Below are 25,039 nucleotides of genomic sequence, written 5' to 3'. Positions count from 1 at the left end.
TTATTAAAAATAAAGCACCACTTTAAGATAGTTTTATGGTATGTGAATTTAGTTTAAAAAACGATTGTGCCAGCTTTCACTTGCAGGAACTTCCCAGTTTTCGTTAAATTCGGCAATATTATTAACTAGGTTATTAAAAACGATTGTATTTTTTGAAACCGATCTGTTTTTTGCCATTTTTTTAAAATCAATTAATGTTTTATAGGCAACGTACTCACCTTGTTTGTAAGATACGTTCATTTTATCCATTAAATCAACATTGTAATCTTTCTCTAATTGTTGAATAAAATGAACAGATGCATCAATTGAGCATCCTGTAGCATTCGTTAAATCTTGATTTAAAGCGATAACAATAAATCGTTTATATTTTATAGTGTATCCCGCTTGTAAGTCACTTCCGTGAGCAGTCCAGTTTTCAATAAACACATCGAGCTTAGATTGTAATTCTTCTAATTCTGATTCTGAAAATGAACGGTTAGCTTGGTATATCCAAACACGAGATTCTTCGGGTAATGTATTAAATTCTACTAGCATTAATTTTTTTTGTTTTTATAGATATTAGAAACTAACATCTGTGTACTTCTATCAATTTAATTTTAAGAAGGTGACTCATCTTTGGGTTTTGATTTCCCAAAAAATAAGCCGTTAAATAATCCCATAAAAAAGGTGTTTAATGAAAATTTCACCACATTAAATGGTTTGTGATCCAAATAATCAAAACCTGCCATCATTCCTGCGAAAAACATGCCCGAAATAGCACCTAAAGTAATCTTTCCCTTTAGAGACAGTTTTTTCATATTATTTCTTTCGGCGTCTTTCTTCTTCTTTTTTAACTCTTCTATAAGCCATATATCCATTAAAACCACCAAAAGCGATAAGGTAAAAAGCTGTTTTCCAAATTAAAAATTCTCGTCCCATAAAGTAATTAAATCCTACCATAATTAAGGTGAATACTACTCCTGAAATAACACCTACTTTAATATAGGGTTTGTTGTCTGTAAAAAAACTCATTGCTTATAAATCTTGTGCGTTTGCAATTAATTCGGCAATATCCATAACTTGTACATCGCTTTCTTTTTCTTTCACTTTTACACCATCTGTCATCATTGTATTGCAAAAAGGGCAACCTGTAGCAATAATTTCAGGCTTAACATCTATAGCTTGTTCAGTACGTTCTATATTAATGTCTTTATCACCTGGCTCAGGTTCTTTAAACATTTGTGCACCACCTGCTCCACAGCATAACCCTTTGCTTTTACAGTTTTTCATTTCAACCAATTCGGCATCCAATTTTTTGATTAAATCTCTTGGCGCTTCATATACATTATTGGCACGACCTAAATAACAAGGGTCGTGAAATGTAATACGTTTTCCTTTAAACTGACCACCTTCAATAGTTAAGCGACCATCGGCAAGCAAGTTTTTTAAAAATTGCGTGTGATGCATCACTTTATAATCTCCACCTAATTGTGGGTATTCATTATTAATGGTATTAAAACAATGCGGACAAGCTGTAACAATTGTTTTTACTTCGTAAGCATTAAGCACTTCTATATTAGTAACCGCCTGCATTTGAAATAAAAATTCGTTTCCTGATCGTTTTGCAGGATCACCTGTACAGCTTTCTTCGGTTCCTAAAACAGCAAATTCTACTTTTGCTTGATTAAGAATTTTCACAAAAGCTTTTGTAATTTTTTTGGCTCTATCATCAAAACTTCCAGCACAACCTACCCAAAATAAAACTTCGGGTTGTTTTCCTTGCGCCATAAATTCTGCCATTGTAGGCACTTTTATTGATTCACTCATATTTAAGTGTTTATTTATATTGAATATCTAAATTTAATTAGATTTTATTTAATCGTGATGACCATCGTCAAACACTTCTATTTTTACTTGTTTTTCCACAAGGTCTGTAAATTTACCTTTGTATTGTGTTGCTTTTACTAAATGGTTATCAATCCAGTGGTAGTTTCCTCCTCTTGGTTTTCCCATTAGTAAACTATGATATTTAAAGCCGTGTTTATTTAACCAGGTTTCTGTAACTGCACGATGTTCTTCGGTACGTGATGTAAAAAAACAAATCATATGTCCGTCGTCATGCCATCTGTTACAAGTTGCTAATGCATCTGGATAAGGTTCGCAGGTTTGCATACGTTCTGGCTCTTCGTTTGGTACATCTTCGGTAATTGTTCCATCAATATCAATCAAATAGTTTTTTACACCTTCAGGTAATACTGGACTTATTTTTTCACCAGCTTCTACTTTTTCGTGTAATAACTGATCTGCGTCTTCTCTTTTCATGAGTTGTTATTTTTAGTGTGTGTTGTTGCTGCTGTTTAGTTTTCGTCTTTCCAGTTTAAACGATCCATTTGGTTATAAGGCCAAGGCGCACCATTATTCTCAATATTAGTCATCATATTATTAAGTTCAATTGGCGCAGCACTTTGTTCCATTACTAAGTAGCGTCTCATTTCTAAAATAATAGATAATGGATCAATACTTACAGGACAAGCTTCTACACAAGCATTACAACTTGTACATGCCCAAAGTTCTTCGCGCGTAATATAATCATCTAATAATTGTTTACCATCATCTTTAAATTCGCCTTTATTAGCGTCGATATTTTTCCCTACTTCCTCTAAACGGTCTCGGGTATCCATCATGATTTTACGTGGTGATAATTGTTTACCAGTTTGATTTGCAGGACATTCACTTGTGCAACGTCCACATTCTGTACATGTGTATGAATTAAGAAGGCTCACCCAATTTAAATCTTGCACATCACTAGCACCAAATTTTGCAGGCATTTCATCTTCTGCACCTTCTGGAGCTGCAGCAAACGGATCTGCATCTGGATCCATCATCATTTTCACTTCGGCAGTAACCGCTTCAAGGTTATTGAATTGTCCTTTTGGCTTTACGCTTCCGTAGTATGTGTTTGGAAATGCTAATAAAATGTGTAAGTGTTTTGAAAAGTATAAGTAATTAAGAAACACCAAAATCCCTAAAATGTGTAACCACCATGCGCTACGCTCTATAACTACTAATGTTCCTTCAGATAATCCAGAAAATAAAGGGTAAATGTATTGACTAATAATGTTTCCAGAATCAATAACCTCTTGAAAATGGTGATCTGTAGCATTCATGACTAAAAATAATGTCATTAACACCATTTCGAAGTATAAAATGATGTTACCATCACTTTTTGGCCAGCCTTTCATTTCTGATTTAAAGAAGCGGTTTATTTTTATGATATTTCTTCGTATCCAAAAGATAATTACAGCAACAAAAACTAATGTGGCTAAAATTTCAAAAGTACCAATTAAAAAACCGTATACTGCTTTTGGTAAAACTTCAGATCCAATACGATGTGTACCAAATAATCCATCAATAATAATTTCTAAAACTTCAATATTTATGATAACAAAACCAATGTAAACAATAACGTGAAGCGCACCAGACACAGGTCTTTTTACAATTTTAGATTGCCCAAGAGCTATCATAGCCATGTTTTTCCAACGTTGAGACGTGTTATCACTAACGTCAACATCTTGACCCAATTTAATATTACGAATAAGTTTTTTTACATTGTAAGTAAAATAACCAAAACCAGCAATAAGTGCTATTGCAAAGAGTATATTAGGAATAAAATTCATATTATGATTACGTGTTTAGTCTTTAGATTTAATTTCGTTTCCTTCAGCGTCATATTGTTTTGCTTTTTTCCCGAATAATGAAAAATGCACGTAACGTTTAGGGTTTAATTTCATGTCTTCAAGAAGTTCTTCCATTTGTTTTGAAGCACCTTCTAGATTATTATACAATCCATCATCTTTTAATAATTTTCCTACAGAACCTTCTCCATTTTCAATACCTGCTATTACAGCATCAAATTTGTGCATTGTATTTTGAAGGTCTCGCATTGTTTTACCAATATCAACCATAGCGATTGAATCTGTGATTTTAGAAAGATTTCCGGTAAGGTTTTCAGCGTTAGCTAAAGTATTTGTTAAGCTAGATTCATTTTTCTTTACGATAGCATTTAACGAATTAGCTGTTCCTTTAAATGTAAGAATTGTTTCATCTAAAGCGGCAATACCCTTTTTTAGGCCTTCTTTAGTATCTGCATCAAATACATCATTTATATTATTAAGTAATGCGTCTGCACTAACCATCATAGTTTCTACTTTAGCTTGTAAAGGCGATAATGTTTTAGTTACCATGTCACTTAATCCGTCTTTACTAGAGCTTTCTAAATACGAACCGTCTTTAGCGTTTTCTGCTTTATCAAATGCAGGAACAATTGCAATTGCTTTTCCCCCTATTAAACTGGCGTCATATAATTCGGCTTTACTGTTTTTTGAAAACTCAAACTCATTATCAACCTGTAAAGCCACTAAAAGTTTTCCAGTACCATCTTCGGTAAACGAAATACTTTGCACCTTCCCTACTTTAAGCCCATTAATAGTTACTGGTGTTGACGATGCTAAACCTTCAACATTATCATATAATGCATAATAAGTTCTTGAAGAAGTTAAAAGATTTTGTCCCTTTAAATAATTGAATAAAAATATAAGTAATACGATACTCGAAAGTACGAGTATTGCTGTTTTAATTTCTCTTGTGATTTTCAAAGTGTAATTATATTTAGTTGCTTACAAAATTAGGAATAAATATATAAAGAATGTTTCTAATTTGAGTTACTTTTAAGAGCATCGGAAACACTAATTTTATTTCCGTCTTTATAAGCGATAATAAAACAAGTTGTGTAGCCTTTCGTTTTTGCTTTAGCCTGAAGTTGTTTAACTTCATTATAATCTGAAGTACTCCCAAAGTAATACTTATACAAACCACCTACTTTTTCCCTCTCAATTGGAGTTAATCCATTAAAATTATAGCTTTTTGGAGCTAATTTTCTTGAAATTGCTGAAATTTGAACTTTAAAAGTAACGTCTTTATATATTTCTTTTGAAGCAATAACATCTTCAATACTTAATGGTGTATCCTCATATATGTTTTCACCTAAGTTTTGATCTAAACTCTTTTTATAAGCAGAAATCGCACCACTTATAGATGTTGAGACTTCGTTTTGACCCTTTTTAGAATTTAAGTAATCACCTTCAGATTTATTAGTAATAAATCCTGTTTCAATTAAAATACTTGGCATATACGTATTGTGTAACACCCAAAAACCAGCTTGTTTAACACCTCGACTCTTACGCTTAAGTTTTCCTTTTACATTATCCTCAATAGCACGAGCTAATTTTATACTTTGATCTAGGTATTCTTCTTGTAAAATAGATAGTCCTATTAAAGACTCAGGTGAATTAGGATCAAAACCTTCATAATGTGTTTCATGATCCGACTCTAAGAATATTACTTCGTTTTCTTGTTTTGCGATATTGAAGTTTTTATTATCGGCTCTAGTTGCTAAAACGTACGTTTCAGATCCGTGAGCTTGTGAGTTATGTGCGTTACAATGTATAGATACAAATAAATCTGCATCTGCTTTATTCGCAATTTTTGCACGCTCATGCAACTCTAAAAACACATCAGTTTTTCGAGTATAAATCACTTTTATTGTAGGATCTTTCTCTAAAAGCTTTCCTACAGCTAATACCATTTTTAAGGCAATATCTTTTTCTTTATAACCGTAATTTGTTGGACGCCCGGGATCTTTACCTCCATGACCGGCATCTAAAACCACTACAAACTTGCTATTCTTCTGTTGAAAAGCGGTTGCAGATGTTAAAGAAAATGTAATTATCACTATGGTTAATACGAATGTTGTGATTGTATGCGTTCTCATAAATATTTTAACGTCTAAAAATGGCGGTTTATTTTAATTTTTAAAATTCATTTGAATAGTCTTTAATCCAAAAAAATATATGTAATTTTGACTTTTCAAAAACCGAGCCATACTTTTACAAAAATACATTTAAAAGCGTTGCGTACAAACATCTTTCAAATACTTTTTATCCTAAGTTTTATAGTGTCCTTTAACACTCTTAGCTATGGTCAGAACGATTTACCAAAATCTAAAGCTACCATTGCACCCAAGATTGAAAATGATTCTATACCTGAAGATCTCAAAGTAATCAGCACAGACTCTCTATTTAAAGCACCACTTAATATTAAGGAAGGTGACTCTATTGTTTCTGATTCTATTCCGAAGAAAAAAGAATTTCTTACCGATATTGTTAATTATAAAGCTAAAGATTATGTGGCAATGAGCCAAAATGATCAAAAAATTAGACTTTATAATGAAGCCGAAGTTTATTACGGTGATATGGAAATTAAAGCAGGTATTATTGTAATAGATTACAGTAAAAACTTGGTTTATGCAGGTAGAATTAAAGATTCTTTAGGGAATTACTCTCAAGCGCCCATTTTTAAACAAGGTGAAAATGTTGTGGAACCCGATTCTATTGTTTTTAATACGAAAACCCAAAAAGCTTTAATTTTTAATTCTAAAACCGAACAAAGCGGTGGAACAATTATAGCGGAGTTAACTAAAAAGGAAAACGATTCTACTTATTTTATACATAGAGGGAAATTTACAACTTCAGAAAATTTAGATGATCCTGAGTTTTATTTTCTAATGCGAAAAGCTAAAGTGGTTCCAGGAAAAAAGATTGTAACTGGGTTAACTAACCTATTTATATATAATGTACCAACTCCAATAGGATTACCGTTTGCATATTTCCCAATGAGTGATAAACAAACTTCGGGTGTAATTTTCCCTTCTTTTGGTGAAAACAACGATCGTGGTTACTTTTTACAAAATGGTGGATACTATTTTGCTATTAGTGATTATTTAGACTTAGCAGTTCTTGGAGATTATTACACTAACGGAAGTTATGCTACACGTATAGAATCTAACTATGCCAAACGTTATAAATTTAAAGGTAACTTTAGTTTTAGGTATGAAAACCTATTAACTAGTGAACGCGGATTTGATGATTATGCAAAAAACACAATTTACAATATAAGGTGGTCGCATACACAAGATGCAAAAGCAAATCCTAGTTCACGTTTTTCTGCCTCTGTAAACCTTGGTAGTAGTAATTATTATCAACAATCAGTAAATCAATTAAACGCCTCAAGTTTTTTAAATAACACCTTATCCTCTTCCATTGCTTATTCTAAAACTTTTGATGGTGAACCGCAAACTAATTTAAGTGTTACTGCAACACACTCTCAAAACACAAACACCAAGGCTATAAATATGACGCTCCCAACAGTACAAGCTAGTGTTGGACGTGTATATCCATTTGCTCCAAAAGAAGGTAGTAAAAATGGGTTGATTCAGAATATAAACTTTCAATATACAGTGAGAGGTGAAAATAGTATTTCTACTACAGATTCATTATTCTTTAAAAGCGAAATGTTTGATGATGCTAAAGTGGGTGTGAAACATAGTATTCCATTAAGCACAAACTTTAAAGTTTTTAAACACTTTAGTGTTTCTGCAAGTACTAATTTTGAAGAAAATTGGACATTAAACACAGTTAAAAAATATTATGACGACTCTGAAGAAGCTGTTATAACTGTTGAAAGAAATAACTTTGATGCCTACCGTACGTATAATTTTAGCACAAGTATTGGAACAACGATTTACGGGATGTACGATTTTAAAAGCGAAGGAAAAGACCCAAAAATACAAGCTATTCGCCACGTTATGCGACCATCAATAAGCTACAGTGTTAACCCTAGTTTTGATAAATATTATGAAAGTTACGAAATTGTTGATGCAGATGGAACCACTTCTAGTGAAGTTGAATACAGTAGGTTTGATGAATCATTATATGGTGCGCCAAACCAAAATTTCTCAAGTTCAATGGGGTTTTCACTTTCTAATAATTTAGAAGCAAAAGTACGTTCAAAAGACTCAACAGCTACCGAGGGTGAAAAAATAACACTTCTTAATAGTTTTAATTTCTCTACAGCATATAATTTTGCAGGAGATTCTTTACAATGGAGTCCGTTAAAAGTTTCAGGAGGAACACAACTTTTTGACAGCAAAATGAGCATTAATTTTGGAGCTACTCTAGATCCTTATGCACTAAATAATAACAATACAAAAATTGATAAATTCAATATTGAAAACGGTGGAAGTTTATTCCGTTTAACGTCTGCAAGTATGAATTTAAGTTATAGCTTATCTAACAACACCTTCTCAGGAAGAGACGAAAAACGAGATGAAGCATCTAGTGAAGAAAACTTAAGAAATGGTGGACGATCTGATGATTTATTTGGACGTGCCGAAGATTTTGCAGACACACGATTAACAGATGATACATCTGAGAAAGAACAGAAGAAATCTGAGTTATACAATTATGCAATTCCGTGGACTTTACGTGTTGCTTACGCCGTAAATTACTCTAATGCTACACGACAAGACGAAATATCATCACACTCGTTAATGTTTTCTGGTGATGTTGAAATTGCACCACGTTGGACGGTTGGAGCATCTTCAGGTTATGATTTTAAAAATAATGGTTTCTCATATACACAATTACGTTTTGAACGTGATCTTTTAAGTTGGAAAATGAACTTAAGCTGGATTCCTTTTAGCTCTAGAAGTTCTTGGAATTTCTTTATCGGAATTAAATCTAGCTTACTTAAAGATCTTAAATACGATAAACGCAAACAAGCCGATCAACAACTATAGTTATGAAAAAAATTATAAATACACCACACGCTCCTGCTCCTATTGGACCGTATAATCAAGCCGTTTTAAGCGGAAATACACTATACACTTCAGGCCAAATTGCATTACATCCAGAAACCATGGAATTGGTTATTGATGATATTAAAACCGAAACTAAACAAGTTATGGAAAATATGAAAGCTGTTTTAAAAGCTGCCGACATGACTTTTGATAACGTGATTAAAACCTCTATATTTATAAGTGATATGCATAACTTCTCACTTATTAATGACGTTTACGGTACTTATTTTGATGAAGTAACTGCGCCAGCAAGAGAAACTATTGAAGTTGCCAATTTACCAAAATTTGTAAATGTTGAAATTAGCATGATTGCTGTGAAATAACCTTAAGTGTCACAAACTATCTTAAACCATAATGACCTTTCTGATTTTTTAAACACAAAAGCAGAATTCTATAATAATCCCGATTTTATAGGTAGTGATCCTATACAAATTCCGCATCAATTCAGTAAAAAAGAAGATATTGAAATCTCTGGTTTTTTAGCAGCTACAATTGCTTGGGGAAACCGAAAAAGTATTATTAAAAATGCTAATTCAATGATGCAACTATTAGATCATGCACCTCATGATTTTATAATTAATCACAAAGAAAGCGATTTAGAACGCTTACTCCCTTTTGTGCATCGTACTTTTAACGGTCACGATTTTATTCAATTTATACATAGCTTACAGCATATTTATAATACACATGGCGGACTAGAAACTGTATTTAAAAAACACGCCACAAAGGATAGCTTACAACCTGCAATACATCAATTTAAGGCTGCTTTTTTTGAGGTTGAACATTTACAACGTACTCAAAAACATATTAGCGATCCTTTAAAAAAATCGGCAGCAAAACGCATTAACATGTTTTTACGCTGGATGATAAGAAAAGATAATTGTGGTGTAGATTTTGGAATTTGGGAATCACTATCCCCTAGCCAACTTTCTTGCCCATTAGATGTGCATTCTGGAAATGTAGCTAGAAAATTAGGTATCTTAACACGAAAACAAAACGACGCCAAAGCTTTAGCTGAATTAGATACCGTATTACGCTCGTTTGATAAAAATGACCCTGTAAAGTATGATTTTGCATTATTCGGTTTGGGTGTTTTTGAGAAATTTTAAGCACAAAAAAATGCTCTAAAAATTTTACTTTCTAGAGCATTCTTCAATATATAATAGATTGTAATCTTATTTATTTAACCACACTTTTCTAAGTGCTATTTGTGCATCTGTAGCATTAGGGTTTTCTGCTAGCTTTTCAACAGTTGTAAAAGTTGGTGTTAATTTGGTTTTTAAAACCACTTCTTTACCAGCACGTACAAGTATAATATCTACAGTAGTTCCTGCTTCCCAACGATACATTGTTCCCATCATCATTCTTGCATTTGCTAAAGATACTTCAGTACCATTTACAGATTTTAAAATATCGTTTTCTTTTACGCCATTTTCTGCCCAAAAACTATTATCTAAAACATCTTTAGTAAAGAAAATCTCTTTTTGCTCTTCGTTAGCGTCTAAAATAAAACCTTTTCCTGTTTGTATGTAGTTAGTTTCGGTTTTTGTTACTTCAAAAGTTAAACCTACTTTCGCTAAATATTCAGCATAATTAATAGGTGTTGTTCCTTCAATATGTGTGTGCAAAAATTCGCCAATAACTGGGTAAGTCATCGCAGTGATGTCTTCAATAATCGTATCATCATCAAACGGTTTATTTTTACCATACTTTACAGATAATTCTTTCATTAACGATAGCATACTACGGTTTCCATTACTTTCTTCGCGCATCATAATATCAATACACATCCCTATTAAAGCTCCTTTTTGGTATACATTAAGGTAGTTATCTTCGTAAGGTTGTGTTACAATATTTTCACTCATTACAGTAAAACTCATTGTATCATCATAATATCCAGCTCTTGTAATTTTTCTATCAATAGTTTCGTAAAACTCTTCAGGTGTTGTTAACCCTTCATACACTTGAAAATGTTGTGCAAAATATTCGGTAACACCTTCATACATCCATAAATGTTTTGAAAATGTAGGAGTATTATAATCAAAATAATGAACATCTCCAGAATGTACTGAAAGTGGTGTTACAATATGAAAAAACTCATGAGATACCACATCAACTAAACCTTTTGAAAGCGCTTCGTTTGTTGCCCATTCTCTCATAACTACTACGGTAGATGTATGATGTTCTAAAGCACCAAACCCTTTTGGAGCAGCACCTTTTCCGTCAGATAAGTATAAGAAAATATCATAACGTGGTGTAGAATTGATATCACCCAAATATTGCTTTTGAGCTTCCATCATTTCGTACATAGTCTCTTTTAAACTTGCAGCAGTATGCGTTTTGTTTGGAGAATATACACTTAATACAATTTTAATATCACCAACCATAAACTCTTCAACATCCAAATCACCATACATCATTGGATTGTCTGTTAAGTCAAAATAACGTGGTGCAGCGTAAGTTGTAGTCGTTACTAACCCATCTTCACTAGTTTGTGTATTTATAGTTTGTAATGCAGAAGAACGCACAAAACTAGTTGGCGCAGTCACATCAACCGTGTAAGAATTGTTTTTTAAGCTATCAAAATATCCTACAAATCCGTGTAAATTCAATACGTAATTATTCGGTTCAATATTTGTTCCTCCTGGAGAAAACAAACTTGGATATTTATCATCACTTTCAACATCAAAAGTATCATTTACTAAATACGTGATTTTATCTAACGTTGTTGCATTAACAACTTGCCATGTATTTGTATCAACTTTCACAACGTCTAAGGTGTTTCCGTCGTAATCAACAGCTTTAAAATTGTCAATAAACGCACCAAAATCACTTATAGAATACGTTCCTTGTACAACTCTAGGTAGCCTAAAAGTAACAGTATCTTGAGTAAAACGTCCTGGATTAATCACCACAGGAACCTTATCGTTTGTAGTTGCTGTTAAGTCTAAAGATGTTGTAATTGCATTGTTTACAGCTAAATCACTTGCGCTTTTTTTGGCAGAACCACAAGAAGCAAACAACATACTAAAACTTACAATTGTAAATAGTTTTTTCATGTTTTAATTTTAAAATTTAAAGTTACAAATTTAAGGTTTTGTAAGAATTAACAGCCTAAAGTTGACGTTAAAAACAGGTAATTATTATCTTAGCAAGATGCAGTATGGTTTAGTTAGTATTTTAACCCCTTTTAAAAACACTTCGGAATTTTTACCGGAATGCATTATTTCGATTTTAAATCAGACGTATTCTAATTGGGAATTATTGATTATTAACGATCACTCTACCGATAATAGCTATGATATTGTTAACGCTTTCGCGGAAAAAGATGCTCGAATTAGACTGTTTAATAGTGATGGTATTGGCCTAATAGCAGCACTTTTATATGCGTTTCCAAAGTGTAATGGTGAATTTATCACCCGAATGGATAGTGATGACCTTATGCCAAATCACCGTTTACATGATATGGTATCTGATTTACGTTTACACGGAAGACAGCATGTGGCTTTAGGACTTATCAATTATTTTAGCGCTAACAATCTAGGAGATGGTTTTGCACGCTATGAACGTTGGTTAAATGGATTAATCTCTACAGGAAAAAATTATACCGAGATTTATAAAGAATGTGTTATTCCTTCACCTTGCTGGATGGTTTATCATAGCGATTTAGTAGCTTGCAATGCATTTAACCCTAATAGATATCCCGAAGATTACGATTTAGCTTTCAGGTTTTATAAACATGGCTACAAGTGTATTGCTACTGATAAATTAGGGTTACATTGGAGAGATTATAGTATGCGAGCCTCTAGAACAGATGCTAATTATGCAGATAATAATTTTATAGATTTAAAACTCGATTATTTTTTAGAACTTAATTACAACGCTACTCGCCCACTTACGCTTTGGGGTGCAGGAAAAAAAGGAAAAACAGTAGCTAAATTACTACAAAAGAAAGGAATTTCGTTTTTATGGCTCTGTGATAATCCTAAAAAAATTGGTCATAAAATTTACGATATAGAGTTGTTTCATTTTAGTTCATTAAATCAATTAATCCATCCTCAATGTATTGTAACAGTTGCAAATGAAGAGGCGCAACAAGAAATAACAGATCACTTTAAAAGTCTAAACATGGTAACTATGGAAGATTATTTTTTCTTTTGTTAAATTTCTCAAAATCCAAACCATCAAATTGCTTAGCATTTTCTATATTTGAATATTGTACAATTAACTTAATAGGATGCAGTTTAAACACCCCGAAATTCTTTACGTATTATTTCTGCTTATCATTCCTATTATTGTCCATTTATTTCAACTCCGTCGTTTTCAAAAAGTAGAATTCACTAACGTAAAGTTCTTAAAAGACCTTATTTCTCAAACACGTAAAAGTTCACAGTTAAAAAAATGGCTCACCTTAATTACACGAATGTTAATTCTTGCTGGGTTAATTTTTGCCTTTGCACAACCTTATTTTTCAAATAACGAGCAATTTAATACTAAAAGTGAAACCGTAATTTATTTAGATAATTCCTTTAGTATGCAAGCTAAAGGTGCTAACGGAACACTCTTAAACGCTGCTATTCAAGAATTATTGGAGTCGGTTGATGAAAACGAAACCATAAGTTTTTTTACAAATGATGTTTATTTTCCAAATACCACATTAAAGGCTATTAAAAATGAACTTATTCAATTACAATACGCACCAAGTCAATTAACTTATGATGCAGCGGTTTTAAAAGGAAAACAAGCGTTTTCAAAAGACAATCAGTCGCTAAAGCATTTAATTATGATTTCTGATTTTCAACAAAAAACAGAAGATTTTAATACCGTTATAGATAGTACGTTTAGTTTAAAATTAGTGCAACTACAACCAGAACTCACCAATAACGTAGCAATTGATTCGGCATATATTTCGAAGAAAACCAGTGAAAATATTGAGTTGACTGTTAATTTATCAAACCAAGGATCTGCTATTGAAAATTTACCAATTTCTGTATTTAACGATGTAAAATTGATAGCTAAAAGTGCCGTTGCAATTACCGATAAATCTTCTGCGACTTTCACCTTACCGTTGCAAAATTCTTTTAACGGAAAACTAGTTATTGAAGATGCAAATTTACAATATGATAATAGCTTATTTTTTAATTTAGAACAAGCAGAACATATTAATGTTTTAGCGATAAATGATGCCGATGACAGCTTCTTAAAAAAGATATATACTAAGGATGAATTTAACTATTTATCTTCACAATTTAAGGCGTTAAATTACAATATAATTAACGATCAAAACTTAATTATTCTTAACGAGTTAAAAACCATTCCTAATCCATTAATTACAGCTTTAAAAGCGTTCACTAATAATGGTGGAACTGTTTTAATTATCCCTTCAAGTGATATTGATTTAATTTCTTACAATCAGACACTTAAAAATCATAATACTTCTAAGTTTTCAACTTTAATTTCCGAAGAAAAAAAGGTGACATCTATTAATTATTCTCACCCTATTTTACAACAAGTTTTCGATAAAAAAGTAAGCAATTTTCAGTATCCAAAAGTGCAAAGGTTTTATAAGTTTTCTAGCGTTAATTCTGCTTCAATTTTAAGCTATGAAAACGGAGATTCTTTCTTATCTTCTGCAGATAAAATGTATGTGTTTTCAGCAGCATTAAATAGCGAAAATTCTAACTTTAAAAACGCCCCGTTAATTGTTCCTATTCTATATAATATAGGAAAACAGAGCTTAAAAATATCACAATTATATTACACAATTGCCACCAATAACACTATAGATATTAGCGCTAAATTAGCACAAGACGACATCCTAACGCTTAAAAATAATGACCATTCTATAATTCCGTTACAACAAACTTTCACTAATAAAGTGGCGTTAACTACAAACGAATATCCTGATGTTGCCGGAATAATTGGTATCTATAATAAAGATACGCGCCTAAAAAACCTAAGCTTTAATTTTAATCGTGATGAAAGTAATCTTAACTATTACAATCTCAAAACGATAGAAGGCGCAACAGTAAGTAACTCGATCATAACTGCAATAAATGACATAAAAAGTGCTACAAATATTAATGAGCTATGGAAATGGTTTGTTATTTTTGCACTGACTTTTTTAGTAATTGAAATGCTCATCTTAAAACTTCTTAAATGAACGTACTCATAAAATCTGCCACGGTAATTGACCCTAAAAGTGATTTTAATAATCAAACAGTTGATATTTTAATTGAAAACGGCATTATTACTCAGATTTCTAAAGACATTACCAATACTGATAATTATACAGAAATTAAACATGACAACCTTCATATCTCTCAAGGTTGGTTTGATAGTAGCGTAAGTTTTGGAGAACCTGGTTATGAAGATCGTGAAACGATTAATAACGGATTAAAAACGGCTGCACATTCTGGTTTTACTAGTGTTGCAGTAAATGCAAATACCAATCCTGTAATTGATACCAATGCGAATGTTACTTTTTTAAAGGCAAAATCTTTTGGAAACCCTGTTAGCCTCTACCCTATTGGCGCACTTACAAAAGGTAGCGAAGGTGTAGATTTAGCGGAGTTATATGACATGAAGTCTGCTGGTGCAGTTGCTTTTTACGATTATCAAAAACCAATAAAAAATCCTAATCTTACAAAAATAGCTTTACAATACGCGAGTAATTTTGATGGTTTGATTTGCTCATTTCCTCAGGAATCTAGAATTTCTGGTTTAGGTGTTATGAACGAAAATGTAACAAGTACGTTGTTAGGATTAAAAGGAAATCCAACATTGGCTGAAGAACTTCAAATATCTAGAGATTTATTTATTTTAGAATATACCGAAGGAAAATTACATATTCCAACTATTTCAACAGCAGGTTCGGTAGCGTTAATTCGCGCAGCAAAACAAAAAGGACTTAACGTCACTTGTAGTGTAGCTGTGCATAATCTAATTCTTACAGACGAAGAATTAACTACTTTTGATACCTTGCTAAAAGTGAATCCGCCATTACGAACACAAACCGATATTGACGCACTTATTGAAGGTGTAAAAGATGGCACAATTGATATGGTAACTAGCGACCACAACCCTATTGATATTGAACATAAAAAAATAGAGTTTGATTATGCTGCTTACGGAACCATTGGATTAGAATCTACTTTTGGTGCATTACAAACCATATTATCAGTATCAGAAACTGTAAATGCACTTACAAACGGGAAATCTCGTTTTGGTGTTAAAACAACTACCATACAAATTGGTGAAACTGCAGATGTGAGTCTGTTTTTGCCTAATAACACTTATACATTTACAAAAGAGCATATCATTTCTACCTCAAAAAACAGTTGTTTTCTAAACAAACAATTGCAAGGGAAAGTCATAGGTATTTACGCAAATAAACAATTGATTTTAAATTAAAACATGAATAAACTAGATATAAAAGAAGGAAAAAAATTAGCAGTAGTAAGCTACTTAACATTTATAGGATTAATTATTTCTATCGTTATGAATTTAGAAAAGCGTAACGAATTTACATTTTTCCATATTCGCCAAATGTTAGGTTTAATTGTTATGCTACTACTATCTAATAGTGTTGAAAAATACATTAATAGTTGGGCAGGAACCGTACTTTGGGCTGTCACATTATTGTGTTGGATTTTTGGTATTGTTATGGCAATTAAAGAAGAAGCAAAACCAATACCTGTAGTTGGTGAGTTTTTTCAAAAATGGTTTTCATCTGTTAAATAATTATACATGTCAGACTTATCTTTGCACCACATAACAAGGCCGTCAACTTTAAAAGAAAATGCGCCTTTATTAATATTATGTCACGGTTACGGAAGTGATGAAAATGATTTATTTTCATTCGCTCAAGAATTGCCAGAAGAATTATTTATTATTTCAGTAAGAGCGCCATACCCAATGCAACCTTACGGAAACGCTTGGTATGCAATTAATTTTGATGCCGAACAAAATAAATGGAATGATAACGTACAAGCTGTAAAATCTAGAGATGCAATTGCTGCTTTTATAGATGAAGCTTGCGAGGCTTATCCTGTAAATAAGGATAATGTATCCCTATTAGGGTTTAGTCAAGGAAGTATTTTGAGTTACGCTGTAGCGCTTACCTATCCTGATAAATTGAAAAACATTATCGCTTTAAGCGGATATATTAGTGAAGATATTTTTCCTGATGAATTAAAGCCAGAAACTTATACTAACTTAGATTTTTATTGTTCTCACGGAAGTGTAGATCAAGTAATTCCTGTTGATTGGGCTAGAAAAATACCTGAATTTTTATCGAAACTAAGCATAAAACATGTGTACAACGAGTTTCCTGTAGGTCACGGTGTTGCGCCACAAAACTTTTATGAATTTAAAACATGGTTAGAAACCCGTATTTAAAACGGGTTTCTAATTATTGTATAAAGTAGATGCTAAAACTTTAAAGTTAAGTTTACCTTCGTAAATCTCATAACTTAATAGCATTTCTCCCCAGTAAGCACCATCTGTAAAACTTGCTATAATCCATTTATGATTTAATAGTTTGACATTATCAATAGTCATTCTGTTTTTTGTCATTGATGCGTATGGCACTAACGGATGATCTTCACTTTCGTAGATATTTAAGTTAAAAAGTTCGTCTTTTATATAAGGAACAAACTCCGAAATCTTATAACCGCTATCTTCAATATAAGTCATCGCATCATCATTAGTATCAAAATTGAAACTATAGACATCCGTTTGCTTATCTGCCATTATTTGAAGAGAGTCTTTATAGATATTTTTATCCTCTAAAGCTTTTGTAAGTTTAACGTCATAGCTTTTAATAATGTTTTTAGAACTCACATATTGAAATACAACAAGGAGTAATGAAAACACAAATAAGTACATAAAAATTCTATTCTTCATAATCTAAATTTTAATTTCTAAGTTATCGTAAGCCAAAAATACATTTTTTGGTAAACTTTTTTGAACATCATCATGAAAACCTAATAAATGACTAATATGAGTTAAATAGGTTTTTTGAGGTTTTACAACATCTATAAAAGCTAAAGCTTCTTCCATGTTTAAGTGTGACTGATGTGGCTCAACCCGTAAACAATTAATAACTAAAGCATCTAAGCCCTTTAATTTTTCAATTTCAGCAGTTTCAATAGTTTTCATATCCGTGATATAGGCAAAATCACCAAACCTAAATCCAAAAACCTGTAATTTATGATGCAAAACATCAATAGGCATTACCGTAATATTTCCTAATTGAAAAGGCGTGTTTGTAATCTCAAAAGGAATTACTCCTGGTGCACCAGGATATTTGTTTTCGGTTTCAAAAACATAAGCAAAGCGTTCTTTTAAAGCATCTATTACTCGTTTATGTGCGTAAATTGGTAAATCGCCTTGTTTAAAATTAAACGGACGAATATCATCTAATCCTGCGGTATGATCAGAATGTTCGTGAGTAAAAATGATACCATCTAAATGATCTGGATTAACTTTTAGCATTTGCTGCCTAAAATCAGGACCACAATCTACTACATATGCATAATTCTCCCATTCAATTAAAATGGAAACTCTTAAGCGTTTATCTTTTGGATTATCGCTTAAACACACAGGATGAGTGCTTCCTATAATGGGAATACCTTGTGATGTACCGGTTCCTAAAAATGTAATTTTCAATGTAAAAAGTTTGAAAACAAAAATAATGTTATTTTTTTGTTTACCACGCTAATTTAATACCTTTGTACGGTATAAATAACCCAGATTTAAAAATGGAGATAACCTTAAAGGGAGATAGAGAATTTGATGATGTACCTTCGTTAAAAACGAAAGCGTTACGAATTAACTTAAACGAAAACATTTACGGAACTTTTTCTGAAATTGGTGCAGGACAAGAAACTGTACGTCAGTTTTTTAGAGCCGGTGGAGCTTCAGGTACTATTGCCAAAGCAATGTCTGCTTACGATAAAGCATTTAGTGATGCTATTTATGGTATAGAAGAAGATAAACGTTATGTAACAGAAGCGCGTTTGCGTAAGATGTTAAATCACGAAGTTAAGTTGATGGAAGAACGTTTAACACGCGACGGTCACCCTAATAAGTTATTCTTTTCGTATGCAAATACGGTAGCAACTATTGATTTTGCTAAAAAATTTAAAGGACACGGTTGGGTTGGTATCAAGTATCAAATTGAACCAGACCAGGAGTATAACGAGATTATTCTTCACGTTCGTTTTAAAGAAACTGATGCGAGATTACAACAAGAAACTTTAGGTGTATTAGGAACAAACCTTATTTATGGGGCGTTTTATAAATATAATGAACCTAAAAAACTACTTAAATATTTATACGATCATTTAGATAAAGACCAACTAGAAATTGATACTATCAATTTTTCTGGACCTGTTTTTGAATCTGTAGATAACCGTTTAATGAGTTTACAGTTAGTTAAAAACGGAATGACAGATGCTGTAATGTTTGCTCCTGATGGAAATAACGTATTACCTGCAAGAGTTTTATATAAGAAAAACATTTTAGCTTTACGCGGAAGTTTTAGACCCGTAACTAAAGTAAATATCGATATGTACAAGAAATCATACGATATGTTTATTAAAGAAAATAAAGTTGACGTTGATAAAACTCAAGTTATTTTTGAAATTACACTATCTAATCTTAGAGCAGAAGGTGAAATTGATGAACAAGATTTTATGGACAGAGCCGAATTGCTATGTTCATTAGGTCATACGGTATTGATATCTAACTTTCAAGAATACTATAAGTTAGTAGAATATTTCTCACAATATTCTAAAAACAGAATGGGGCTTGCCATGGGAGTTAATAATCTTGTAGATATTTTTGACGAGAAATATTATCGTCATTTAAGTGGTGGTATTCTTGAAGCTTTTGGTAAATTATTCTTTAAAGATTTAAGAGTTTACCTCTACCCGATGCTTAACGATGACGGATCAATTACTAATAGTGAAAACCTAAAAGTACATCCTAGAATGAAAGAATTGTTTAAATTCTTTAAATACAATGGTAAAGTAGTTGATATCACAGATTACGATCATCACTCTTTAACTATTTTCTCTAGAAAAGTATTAAAAATGATAACTAATGGTGAAGCTGGATGGGAAAAATTATTACCATCAGGAGTATCTTCTTTAATTAAACAGAAAAGTTTATTTAAGTGTGAAGCAGAAGAAACTATTCACGAAGAATAAAAAACACATATAAAAAAAGGCGTTCATAATTTATGAACGCCTTTTTTTTTGATATATACTCTACCTTTAATATTTTAAGATTTGTTTGGTATGTTCTTTAGTTTTTACTTTTAAAATAACATCTTCAATAATACCATTTTCATCAATTACAAAAGTTGTTCTGTGGATACCTTCATATTCTTTACCCATAAACTTTTTTGGTCCCCAAACGCCAAAAGCATTAATTACAGTCTTGTCTTCATCAGCAAGTAATGCATAAGGAAACTCATGTTTTGCTTTAAAATTTGATTGGCGGCGCTCACTATCAGCACTAACTCCTAAAATCTCGTAGCCTAAAGCCTGAAAACGTTCATAATTATCTCTTAAATTACAAGCTTCAACCGTACAACCTGGTGTACTCGCCTTTGGATAAAAGAATATTACTAATTTTTTTCCTTTATAATCAGATAAAGAGACCGTTTCTCCTTGTTCATTTTTTGAAGTGAAATTTGGAGCTGAATCTCCTGGTTGTAATTTCGTCATAATTGTTAACTTTGATTTTTACAAAAATACAACTTATGACCAAGCAAGAAAAGGTAGATTTCGTTATAAAAACATTAAAAGAGTTATATCCAACTATTCCTATACCTTTAGATCATAAAGATCCATACACTTTATTAATAGCCGTGTTAATGTCTGCACAAAGTACAGATGTGCGTGTTAATCAAATAACACCTTTGCTTTTTAAACGTGCCGATAACCCTTATGATATGGTAAAACTTTCGGTAGACGAAATTAGGGATATTATAAGACCTGTAGGTTTATCTCCCATGAAAAGTAAAGGTATCCATGGATTATCAAAAATTTTAATTGAAGAACATAACGGAATTGTCCCACAAACCTACGAAGCCCTTGAAGCAATGCCAGCTGTTGGTCACAAAACTGCGGCTGTTGTATTATCTCAAGCTTTTGGAATTCCTGCGTTTCCTGTAGATACACATATTCATAGATTAATGTATCGTTGGAATTTAACTAACGGAAAAAATGTAGTGCAAACAGAAAAAGATGCCAAACGTTTATTTCCTAAAGAATTATGGAACGATTTACACCTTCAAATTATTTGGTATGGGCGTGAATATTCTCCAGCGAGAGGTTGGGATTTAGATAAAGATATTATTACTAAAACTATTGGACGCGCAACAGTGATTAATGATTATTATAAATCAAAAAAATCCTGATGTAACCATCAGGATTTTTTATTATTTAATTTAATACAGTTTCAAACTGTAGTTGTTTATAATTTACAACACTTAAAGCTTTTGAGTAATTTAAAAGGAAATTCACAGTTTCCTCTTTTGGATTTAAATTGTTTTTAATAATTTTTTTAGAGTAAAGTTTTGCCATTTTAAAGATTTTGGTTTCATATATCTCTAATAACGCAGTTAAACTTTCTTTATTATATTAATTTGTTAAAATAATATTGTTTTTCTCAATCACTTTTCTCAAATTAATTAACGCATAACGCATTCGCCCTAATGCGGTATTAATACTTACGCCTGTATTGTCTGATATTTCTTTAAAACTCATATCTCTATATATACGCATATATAATACTTCTTTTTGATCTTCAGGAAGCTCCTCAATAAGTCGTCTTACATCAGAATCTACCTGATTTTTTATCAATTGTTTTTCAGCATTTAAAGCCGGATCACCTAATACAGAAAATATGCTGAATTCTCCTGAGTTATCAAATTTTGGCATACGCTTATTTTTTCGAAAATAATCAATTACCAAATTATGAGCAATACGCATCACCCAAGGTAAAAACTTTCCTTCTTCATTGTATTTCCCTTGTTTTAAAGTCTTAATAACCTTAATAAAGGTATCTTGAAACACATCTTCAGTAACATCTCTGTCATATACTTTAGAGTATATAAAACTATAAATTTTTTGTTTGTGCTTAGTTATTAGTGTAGATAGAGCGTTTTCATCTCCTTCAATATATTGCCTTACTAAAACAGCATCTGTGATAAGTTTGCTTTTCATAATCATTACTTTAAGTGCAAGGAAAAATATTCTTTGCGGGGTTACAATTTTTAAAAGTAATGTTACGTTATAGGCGAATAGTTTATAATTGATTAAGTACCAAATATAACAACATTCAATCCTAAAAAACAAAAAAATAATCTTAAAATTTAACTTACTCTTTAAAATATTCTTATCAAATCATCAAAATCGATGATAAAAAAAGTCTTTTTGAGCTATTGTTTATTCAGATGAAATAGTTGTAGTATCTTTGCAAATCTATTTATTGTAAAAGGCTATGAGTATTAATATTTCCGAAGTAAATCCGAAACAAAACATCATTATTAAAGGTGCTAAACTGCATAATTTAAAGAATATTGATGTTGTTATTCCTCGAAATAAACTAGTAGTAATCACAGGATTATCAGGTTCTGGAAAATCTAGTTTAGCTTTTGACACTTTATATGCCGAAGGACAACGCCGTTATGTAGAAAGTTTATCTAGTTATGCGCGTCAGTTTTTAGGCCGTTTAAACAAACCAAAAGTAGATTACATAAAAGGAATTGCTCCAGCCATAGCCATTGAGCAAAAAGTAAACTCTACAAATCCAAGATCAACCGTTGGTACTACTACAGAAATATACGATTACTTAAAATTATTATTTGCCCGTATAGGAAAAACTTATTCGCCAATATCTGGAGAATTAGTAAAAAAACATACCACAAAAGATGTTTTAGAGCTTGTAAAAGCATTTAATATAAAAGAAAAATTACTACTCCTCTCTCCTATTAATTTAGAAGAAGGCCGTAGTATGCAAGACAAATTAAAAGTATTGCAACAACAAGGTTATGCACGTGTAAAAAGCGAAAATGATGTACTTAGAATTGAAGATGCGATTGAAAAAAACATTGAAAGCAACCTATTATTAGTTGTAGATCGTATTGTAGTAAAACACGAAGAAGATTTTTATAACCGATTGGCAGACGCTATTGAAACGGCCTTTTTTGAAGGAAAAGGCACTTGTAGTATTGAAGTTTTATCTGATAATAGCTTACACACATTTAACAATAAATTTGAGTTAGATGACATGACGTTTTTAGAACCAAATGTACATTTATTCAGTTTTAATAATCCTTATGGTGCGTGTCCTAAATGTGAAGGTTACGGAGATGTCATTGGGATTGATGAAGATTTAGTGATTCCAAACACCGGATTATCTATATATGAGAACGCTATTTTTCCGTGGAGAGGTGAAAGCATGAGTTTTTATAAAGACCAATTGGTTAACAATTCTCATAAATTTGACTTCCCTATTCATAAACCTTATTTTGAATTAACAGCTGCACAAAAGCAATTGATTTGGGATGGAAATACTTATTTTGAAGGCTTACATTCTTTTTTTACCGAGCTAGAAGCCAAAGCTTATAAAATTCAGAATCGAGTGATGTTATCGCGTTACCGCGGAAAAACAAAATGTAGTGTTTGTAACGGAAAGCGTTTAAGAATTGAAGCTAATTATGTAAAAATTGCTGATGCAACACTTACTGATTTAGTAGAATTACCTCTTGATAAGTTGGCTGATTTCTTTAAAAACTTAAAGTTAAACGAATACGATACTACAATTGCTAAACGCTTATTAAAGGAAATTAATAACCGTTTAGAATTTTTATCTAACGTAGGTTTAAATTATTTAACCATAAACAGACGCTCAAACACCTTATCTGGTGGAGAAAGTCAGCGTATTAACTTAGCCACTTCATTAGGAAGTAGTTTAGTTGGTTCCATGTATATTTTGGACGAACCAAGTATTGGATTGCACCCAAAAGACACCGAAAAACTTATAAAAGTTTTAATCGCATTACGAGATTTAGGAAATACTGTAATTGTTGTGGAGCATGACGAAGATATTATGCAAGCTGCAGATGAAATTATAGATATTGGTCCGGAAGCTGGTACGCTTGGTGGTCACGTAGTCGCAACTGGTGATTATGAAGCTATTTTAAAATCATCTTCACTAACGGCACAATATCTTAATGGCGATTTGGAGATTAAAGTTCCCAAAAAACGCCGTACTTCAAAATACCATATTGATATTATTGGTGCTCGCGAAAACAATCTTCAAAATGTAGATGTTACATTTCCTTTAGATATGCTAACTGTTGTTACAGGAGTTTCTGGAAGTGGAAAAAGTACCTTAATAAAGAAAATATTGTTTCCTGTTATTCAGAAAAAACTGACAGATTTTGGAGACAAACCTGGTCAGTTTACAGAATTTAAAGGCAATTATAGTAATATAAAAAATGTTGAATTTGTAGATCAAAACCCAATTGGGCGTTCTTCTCGTTCAAATCCTGTGACTTATATAAAAGCTTATGATGATATTAGAACGTTGTATGCCAGTCAGAAATTAAGTGGTATTAGAAATTACCAAGCAAAACATTTCTCTTTTAATGTTGATGGTGGACGTTGTGAAACCTGTAAAGGAGAAGGTGAAGTAACTATTGAAATGCAATTTATGGCCGATGTGCATTTAACTTGCGATACTTGTAATGGAAAGCGTTTTAAGAAAGAAGTTTTAGAGGTTAATTTTCATGAGAAGAACATTTCGGATATTCTTAACTTAACTATTGATGATGCCATTGACTTTTTTGGATCGCATAACGAAACGAAAATTCAGAATAAACTACAACCTTTACAAGATGTTGGATTAGGTTATGTGACTTTAGGACAAAGCTCTTCTACCCTATCTGGTGGTGAAGCACAGCGTATTAAATTGGCTTCATTTTTAGGAAAAGGCTCTAGAAAAGATAATACGTTATTCATTTTTGATGAACCTACAACAGGTTTACATTTTCATGATATTAAAAAATTACTAAAATCTTTTCAGGCTTTAATTGCTAACGGTCATTCTATCATTGTTATTGAACATAATTTAGAACTTATTAAATGTGCCGATTATGTGATTGATTTAGGTCCTGGTGGTGGTGAATATGGTGGACAATTAGTTGCTCAAGGTACGCCAGAAGAACTTGTTAAAAACAAAAAATCAATTACAGGAGCTTATTTAAAAGACAAATTATAGTTC

25 protein-coding genes are annotated in these 25,039 nt (G+C 31.9%); 11 read left to right on the top strand and 14 right to left on the bottom strand.

Translation table 11 applies throughout. From position 1 onward, the window contains the following. Positions 1 to 48: 48 nt before the first annotated feature. From ACU4C5_RS12590 to ACU4C5_RS12555, 8 genes are all read right to left on the bottom strand, one after another. On the bottom strand, positions 49 to 534 hold the full coding sequence (locus tag ACU4C5_RS12590; RefSeq protein WP_446844563.1) for an ABC transporter ATPase: 486 nt from the start codon (positions 532 to 534) through the stop codon (positions 49 to 51). A 62-nt stretch (positions 535 to 596) separates the two neighbouring features. After that, positions 597 to 797 (bottom strand): hypothetical protein, encoded by a 201-nt coding sequence (locus ACU4C5_RS12585; RefSeq protein WP_446844562.1) that lies wholly within the window; start codon positions 795 to 797, stop codon positions 597 to 599. A 1-nt stretch (position 798) separates the two neighbouring features. After that, entirely contained in the window at positions 799 to 1,011 is a 213-nt protein-coding gene (locus ACU4C5_RS12580) for a hypothetical protein (RefSeq protein WP_446844561.1), read from the bottom strand. Positions 1,012 to 1,014: 3 nt separating this feature from the next. Beyond that, a complete protein-coding gene (locus ACU4C5_RS12575; RefSeq protein WP_446844560.1) occupies positions 1,015 to 1,806 on the bottom strand; it encodes a (Fe-S)-binding protein in 792 nt (263 codons plus the stop codon). Between the two features lie 48 nt (positions 1,807 to 1,854). Next, positions 1,855 to 2,301, bottom strand: a complete 447-nt coding sequence (locus tag ACU4C5_RS12570; RefSeq protein WP_446844559.1) for an LNS2 domain-containing protein — start codon at positions 2,299 to 2,301, stop codon at positions 1,855 to 1,857. Between the two features lie 35 nt (positions 2,302 to 2,336). Further along, positions 2,337 to 3,656, bottom strand: coding sequence for a 4Fe-4S dicluster domain-containing protein (locus ACU4C5_RS12565; RefSeq protein WP_446844558.1), 1,320 nt, complete (start codon positions 3,654 to 3,656; stop codon positions 2,337 to 2,339). 15 nt (positions 3,657 to 3,671) lie between these two features. Further along, on the bottom strand, positions 3,672 to 4,634 hold the full coding sequence (locus tag ACU4C5_RS12560; RefSeq protein WP_446844557.1) for an MlaD family protein: 963 nt from the start codon (positions 4,632 to 4,634) through the stop codon (positions 3,672 to 3,674). Positions 4,635 to 4,690: 56 nt separating this feature from the next. Beyond that, a complete protein-coding gene (locus ACU4C5_RS12555) occupies positions 4,691 to 5,809 on the bottom strand; it encodes an N-acetylmuramoyl-L-alanine amidase family protein (RefSeq protein WP_446844556.1) in 1,119 nt (372 codons plus the stop codon). Positions 5,810 to 5,896: 87 nt separating this feature from the next. Between ACU4C5_RS12555 and ACU4C5_RS12550 the strand changes: the two genes are divergently transcribed. Genes ACU4C5_RS12550 through ACU4C5_RS12540 form a run of 3 tightly spaced genes read left to right on the top strand, consistent with a single transcriptional unit; the run spans position 5,897 to position 9,843 of the window. Beyond that, positions 5,897 to 8,674, top strand: coding sequence for a putative LPS assembly protein LptD (locus tag ACU4C5_RS12550; protein ID WP_446844555.1), 2,778 nt, complete (start codon positions 5,897 to 5,899; stop codon positions 8,672 to 8,674). A 2-nt stretch (positions 8,675 to 8,676) separates the two neighbouring features. Further along, entirely contained in the window at positions 8,677 to 9,057 is a 381-nt protein-coding gene (locus ACU4C5_RS12545; protein WP_446844554.1) for a RidA family protein, read from the top strand. 6 nt (positions 9,058 to 9,063) lie between these two features. Beyond that, complete coding sequence (locus ACU4C5_RS12540) at positions 9,064 to 9,843, top strand: TIGR02757 family protein (protein WP_446844553.1); 780 nt, start codon at positions 9,064 to 9,066, stop codon at positions 9,841 to 9,843. Positions 9,844 to 9,909: 66 nt separating this feature from the next. Here the strand turns inward: ACU4C5_RS12540 and ACU4C5_RS12535 are convergent, their stop codons facing one another. Next, a complete protein-coding gene (locus tag ACU4C5_RS12535) occupies positions 9,910 to 11,793 on the bottom strand; it encodes a M61 family metallopeptidase (RefSeq protein WP_446844552.1) in 1,884 nt (627 codons plus the stop codon). Between the two features lie 61 nt (positions 11,794 to 11,854). Here ACU4C5_RS12535 and ACU4C5_RS12530 point away from each other — a divergent pair, with 61 nt between their 5' ends. The 5 genes from ACU4C5_RS12530 (at position 11,855) to ACU4C5_RS12510 (ending at position 17,134) form a co-directional block, all read left to right on the top strand. After that, positions 11,855 to 12,898: a glycosyltransferase gene (locus tag ACU4C5_RS12530; RefSeq protein WP_446844551.1), complete on the top strand. Its 1,044-nt coding sequence runs from the start codon at positions 11,855 to 11,857 to the stop codon at positions 12,896 to 12,898. A 73-nt stretch (positions 12,899 to 12,971) separates the two neighbouring features. Then, positions 12,972 to 14,897, top strand: coding sequence for a BatA domain-containing protein (locus tag ACU4C5_RS12525; protein ID WP_446844550.1), 1,926 nt, complete (start codon positions 12,972 to 12,974; stop codon positions 14,895 to 14,897). Continuing rightward, positions 14,894 to 16,147 (top strand): dihydroorotase, encoded by a 1,254-nt coding sequence (locus tag ACU4C5_RS12520; RefSeq protein WP_446844549.1) that lies wholly within the window; start codon positions 14,894 to 14,896, stop codon positions 16,145 to 16,147. Before ACU4C5_RS12525 ends, ACU4C5_RS12520 begins: the two co-directional genes overlap by 4 nt. A 3-nt stretch (positions 16,148 to 16,150) precedes the next feature. Then, positions 16,151 to 16,477, top strand: a complete 327-nt coding sequence (locus ACU4C5_RS12515) for a DUF4870 domain-containing protein (protein ID WP_446844548.1) — start codon at positions 16,151 to 16,153, stop codon at positions 16,475 to 16,477. A 6-nt stretch (positions 16,478 to 16,483) separates the two neighbouring features. Further along, positions 16,484 to 17,134 carry an alpha/beta hydrolase gene (locus tag ACU4C5_RS12510; RefSeq protein ID WP_446844547.1) on the top strand — a complete coding sequence of 217 codons (651 nt, stop codon included), beginning with the start codon at positions 16,484 to 16,486 and terminating at the stop codon, positions 17,132 to 17,134. 9 nt (positions 17,135 to 17,143) lie between these two features. Here the strand turns inward: ACU4C5_RS12510 and ACU4C5_RS12505 are convergent, their stop codons facing one another. Continuing rightward, entirely contained in the window at positions 17,144 to 17,641 is a 498-nt protein-coding gene (locus ACU4C5_RS12505) for a hydrolase (protein WP_446844546.1), read from the bottom strand. Positions 17,642 to 17,644: 3 nt separating this feature from the next. Then, a complete protein-coding gene (locus tag ACU4C5_RS12500) occupies positions 17,645 to 18,406 on the bottom strand; it encodes an MBL fold metallo-hydrolase (protein ID WP_446844545.1) in 762 nt (253 codons plus the stop codon). A gap of 92 nt (positions 18,407 to 18,498) precedes the next feature. Between ACU4C5_RS12500 and ACU4C5_RS12495 the strand changes: the two genes are divergently transcribed. After that, positions 18,499 to 19,950, top strand: a complete 1,452-nt coding sequence (locus ACU4C5_RS12495) for a TonB-dependent receptor (protein WP_446844544.1) — start codon at positions 18,499 to 18,501, stop codon at positions 19,948 to 19,950. A 66-nt stretch (positions 19,951 to 20,016) separates the two neighbouring features. Here the strand turns inward: ACU4C5_RS12495 and bcp are convergent, their stop codons facing one another. Beyond that, complete coding sequence (bcp, locus tag ACU4C5_RS12490) at positions 20,017 to 20,472, bottom strand: thioredoxin-dependent thiol peroxidase (protein ID WP_446844543.1); 456 nt, start codon at positions 20,470 to 20,472, stop codon at positions 20,017 to 20,019. A 35-nt stretch (positions 20,473 to 20,507) separates the two neighbouring features. Here bcp and ACU4C5_RS12485 point away from each other — a divergent pair, with 35 nt between their 5' ends. Continuing rightward, a complete protein-coding gene (locus ACU4C5_RS12485) occupies positions 20,508 to 21,167 on the top strand; it encodes an endonuclease III domain-containing protein (protein WP_446844542.1) in 660 nt (219 codons plus the stop codon). Between the two features lie 25 nt (positions 21,168 to 21,192). On the opposite strand, the gene ACU4C5_RS12480 is transcribed toward ACU4C5_RS12485, so the two are convergent. Then, the gene (locus tag ACU4C5_RS12480; RefSeq protein ID WP_446844541.1) at positions 21,193 to 21,333 is read right to left on the bottom strand and encodes a hypothetical protein; all 141 of its coding nucleotides are present in this window, start codon (positions 21,331 to 21,333) and stop codon (positions 21,193 to 21,195) included. A gap of 57 nt (positions 21,334 to 21,390) precedes the next feature. Beyond that, positions 21,391 to 21,975 (bottom strand): RNA polymerase sigma factor, encoded by a 585-nt coding sequence (locus ACU4C5_RS12475; RefSeq protein ID WP_446844540.1) that lies wholly within the window; start codon positions 21,973 to 21,975, stop codon positions 21,391 to 21,393. A gap of 277 nt (positions 21,976 to 22,252) precedes the next feature. On the opposite strand from ACU4C5_RS12475, the gene uvrA reads away from it, so the two are divergent. Beyond that, the gene (gene uvrA, locus ACU4C5_RS12470) at positions 22,253 to 25,036 is read left to right on the top strand and encodes an excinuclease ABC subunit UvrA (RefSeq protein ID WP_446844539.1); all 2,784 of its coding nucleotides are present in this window, start codon (positions 22,253 to 22,255) and stop codon (positions 25,034 to 25,036) included. The last annotated feature ends 3 nt before the right edge of the window (positions 25,037 to 25,039 follow it).

Source organism: Lacinutrix undariae, assembly GCF_052934785.1.
This window is presented reverse-complemented; position numbering and strand designations above follow the sequence as displayed.